General features: G+C 34.8%; 4 protein-coding genes. All 4 read left to right on the top strand.

Annotation, left to right across the window (positions count from 1 at the left end; all coding sequences use genetic code 11):
- Nucleotides 1-173 precede the first annotated feature (173 nt).
- Genes AB1349_13365 through AB1349_13350 form a run of 4 tightly spaced genes read left to right on the top strand, consistent with a single transcriptional unit; the run spans nt 174 to nt 3,011 of the window.
- The gene (locus AB1349_13365) at nt 174-380 is read left to right on the top strand and encodes a helix-turn-helix transcriptional regulator (GenBank protein ID MEW6558313.1); all 207 of its coding nucleotides are present in this window, start codon (nt 174-176) and stop codon (nt 378-380) included.
- A 4-nt stretch (nt 381-384) separates the two neighbouring features.
- The gene (locus AB1349_13360; GenBank protein ID MEW6558312.1) at nt 385-1,578 is read left to right on the top strand and encodes a DNA methyltransferase; all 1,194 of its coding nucleotides are present in this window, start codon (nt 385-387) and stop codon (nt 1,576-1,578) included.
- Nucleotides 1,575-2,390, top strand: coding sequence for a TdeIII family type II restriction endonuclease (locus tag AB1349_13355; protein ID MEW6558311.1), 816 nt, complete (start codon nt 1,575-1,577; stop codon nt 2,388-2,390). The genes AB1349_13360 and AB1349_13355 overlap by 4 nt, the downstream gene beginning before the upstream one ends.
- A 3-nt stretch (nt 2,391-2,393) precedes the next feature.
- A complete protein-coding gene (locus AB1349_13350) occupies nt 2,394-3,011 on the top strand; it encodes a hypothetical protein (GenBank protein ID MEW6558310.1) in 618 nt (205 codons plus the stop codon).
- The last annotated feature ends 24 nt before the right edge of the window (nt 3,012-3,035 follow it).

The following is a 3,035-nucleotide window of genomic DNA, read 5'->3' as shown; positions in this document are numbered from 1 at the left end:
ATTTCGCAAAGCGAAATGCGCCACCAAAAGAGATGTTGCCCTTGCCCCAACCCACCCGTGCGCGGGCAACGACAAGGAACTCCCTAAATTTTTGTTGCTAGAATTTTGAAAATTTGGTATCATAATATTGAAAGCATATCATACCACTTTCATACTATCAAATTTGTGAAAATATGGCAACAGAAATAAACATCGGGGAAAATGTAAAGAAGTATCGGAATAAACAAGGTTTATCACAAGAGGATTTTGCTAAAAAATCTGGCGTTAAATACACTACCCTGACAAAAATTGAGAGCAATGTAATTAAAAAACCCTCTGTGCTTATTATGGCAAAATTGGCCAAAGCATTTGGTGTTTCAATTGAGGATTTAATAAAATAAAACTATGTACGACAATACAGTAGCTCAAAAAATTTCTAAACAATATAATCAAACGCCATTAGTCAATTTTGCTAGTGTTAATTTGAATACAAAACTTGATGATCTAAATTTGAATTGGCGAGAACGAGATTTGCCAGAAATGGAAAGGACAAAGCATGTTCATCGTTTGCATCCATATATGGGCAAATTTATTCCTCAGCTTGTAGAAATTTTTTTGAGAAAATATCAACCCAAATTAGTTTATGATCCATTTTGTGGTTCTGGCACAACTTTGGTTGAAGCAAACGCTCTAGGTATTGATTCAATAGGTACGGACATTTCTGTTTTTAACACTTTGCTTTCAAAGGTGAAAACATCGGATTATGATGTTCAGCTTTTAGAAAAGGAAATTAAAGATATATTGCAAAGGTTATACAAATATAAAAGCAAATTTTCAAAAGATGAAAAAGTAAATAAGCTTTTTACAACAAAAAACGAGTATATAAATAATTGGTTTGCCCCGAATACGCAAAGAGAGCTTTTATGCTATTTGAGATTGATAAAAGATTATACTTATCAAGATTTATTAAAAATTGTTCTTTCTCGTTCAGCTCGTTCTGCACGACTTGTTACGCATTATGATTTAGATTTTCCAAAAGTACCTCAAACTAAACCTTACCAGTGCTATAAACACGGTAGAGTTTGTACTCCGGTTGATGAGGCGTATAAATTTTTATCACGATATACCATAGATACTCTGGAAAGAGTGAAAGAATTTTCCAAAATCAAGACAAGCGCAAAAGTCACTATAAATCATGCTGATTCTAGAATTGTTGAGTTGCCAAAGGGTATTGATATGGTTTTTACTTCACCGCCTTACCTTGGGTTGATTGATTACCATGATCAGCATAAATATGCTTATGAACTTTTGGGGTTACGAAATAACGAAACTAAAGAAATCGGGCCGGCAAAGAATGGTCAATCTGAAAGGGCAAAAAAAGAATACATTGACGGGATAAATGCCGTGCTATCGCACACAAGAAATTTTATGGCAAAAGATGGACTTGCCTTAATAGTGGTAAATGATAAATATAATTTATATAAACCGGAAGCAGTTGGTTTTAAGTCAATCGGCAGGGTTGATCGCCATGTGAATAGACGAACAGGACGAAGGGACACTCCTTTTTATGAAAGTATTTTAATTTGGCAAAAAATATGATCAATAAAGAAACAAGAAACATAATCAAGGGATATTTAGAGGGCTTCATTCAAGGTATGATTGAAGAAGCAACCGATAACGGTTTTGACCCGAAGCAACTTCGTCCGATTCGGGAGGCCTCTAAAAAAGGAGATTTAAAACCATTTCATGAGTCGTTATTACCCGACGGTCTTTTGAAAATAACTGAGTTTGAAAGATCATTTTCTACAAAACTTGGCACGACTTTTGAGGAGTGCGCTCGTTTAATCGCAAAAACAGTTCACAAAAATGCAGAACGGGGGCATAGAGTTAGGGGCATGGTTACTGCAAAAGCCATTAAGCGCATTGAAGAAATAACGAGCAAAATCGGTAGTGGTGGGATGAAATCAAAATACCCTGATTTTGTGAAAGAAATTATTGAATTAAGCAAAAATGGTTCCGGTATTGAGCGAGTTAGTATTGCTGATTTATATATTGAAACAAAATCTGGCGAAGAATGGTTTTTTGAAATTAAAAGTCCAAAACCAAATAAAGGACAATGCCTGGAAGCAACAGGACGCTTGTTGCAAATTCAAGCAATTGCTCACGCTAAATTTCCGAAAGCAAAAGCGTTTTATGCTACCGCTTATAATCCATATGGCGTTAAAAAAGAAACCTTCAAACACAGCTTTATCCTAAATTATATGGATTTGGATAATGAAGTTTTGATTGGTAAAGAATTTTGGGATATGGTTGGCGGAAATGGAACTTATGAGGAAATTCTGAGTATCTATCAAGAAGTTGGTAAAGAAAAAGGACCGGACATGCTTGATCAATTAGCCTTGGGTTATTAAATTATGGACAATAGAAAAATAACAATGTCAGATCAAGAGTGGGATGTTTTTTACGAAAGCCAAGGCTCTCGGTTTTTTAAGTTGGAACAAGAAATTCTCGGTGCTCATGGAGAAGATCAAAAAACATTGTTTTATAAAATTTTTGATTCCACGACAAAGTTAATTCAAGTCATTGGTGTGGTTGCTGGTTTTGGATTTACCGGTCTTGGTTATGTAGAACATCGCTCTTTATTTATTACTGGGGAATTTTTTCTTTTGGTAGCTATTTTCATAGGCTTGCTGTGGACCCAAAAAATATACAGGGAGAATCTAAAGAGTTCAGACAAAGAGGTTGATCGTGTTAAAAATATTTTCAGCGAGCGTTATTCTGTGTTTAAGAAAATATATGATAAAGCTTTATCTGACATAAAAGAAGGAAAAGAAAAAATAGAAGTTTTGGCATTGCAGAGAAATGAGTTGATGGAAAAAAATAACAATCTTATGGAAAAATTTATCTTAAGGGAGAAAAAGAAAAATGAATGGGACCCTCTGTTTATCCTTATGGTGTTGTTTGTCGCTGGTGCGTTAGGTATACTTACTTCGTTTGTGAACTTTGAAGTTTTTACGAAATGCAATTTTTAAGGGTGGCGCGCCAATGAAATTGGC

The sequence above is a fragment of the Elusimicrobiota bacterium genome, assembly GCA_040757695.1.
Taxonomy (GTDB): domain Bacteria; phylum Elusimicrobiota; class UBA8919; order UBA8919; family UBA8919; genus JBFLWK01.
The sequence above is the reverse complement of the archived record's forward strand: the minus strand, read 5'-3'. Positions and strand labels throughout refer to the sequence as shown.

What these genes read in the sequence shown, in the direction of transcription:
- AB1349_13365 (MEW6558313.1), top strand. Translation starts at nt 174, where the DNA reads ATGGCAACAGAAATAAACATCGGGGAAAATGTAAAGAAGTATCGGAAT.
- AB1349_13360 (MEW6558312.1), top strand. Translation starts at nt 385, where the DNA reads ATGTACGACAATACAGTAGCTCAAAAAATTTCTAAACAATATAATCAA.
- AB1349_13355 (MEW6558311.1), top strand. Translation starts at nt 1,575, where the DNA reads ATGATCAATAAAGAAACAAGAAACATAATCAAGGGATATTTAGAGGGC.
- AB1349_13350 (MEW6558310.1), top strand. Translation starts at nt 2,394, where the DNA reads ATGGACAATAGAAAAATAACAATGTCAGATCAAGAGTGGGATGTTTTT.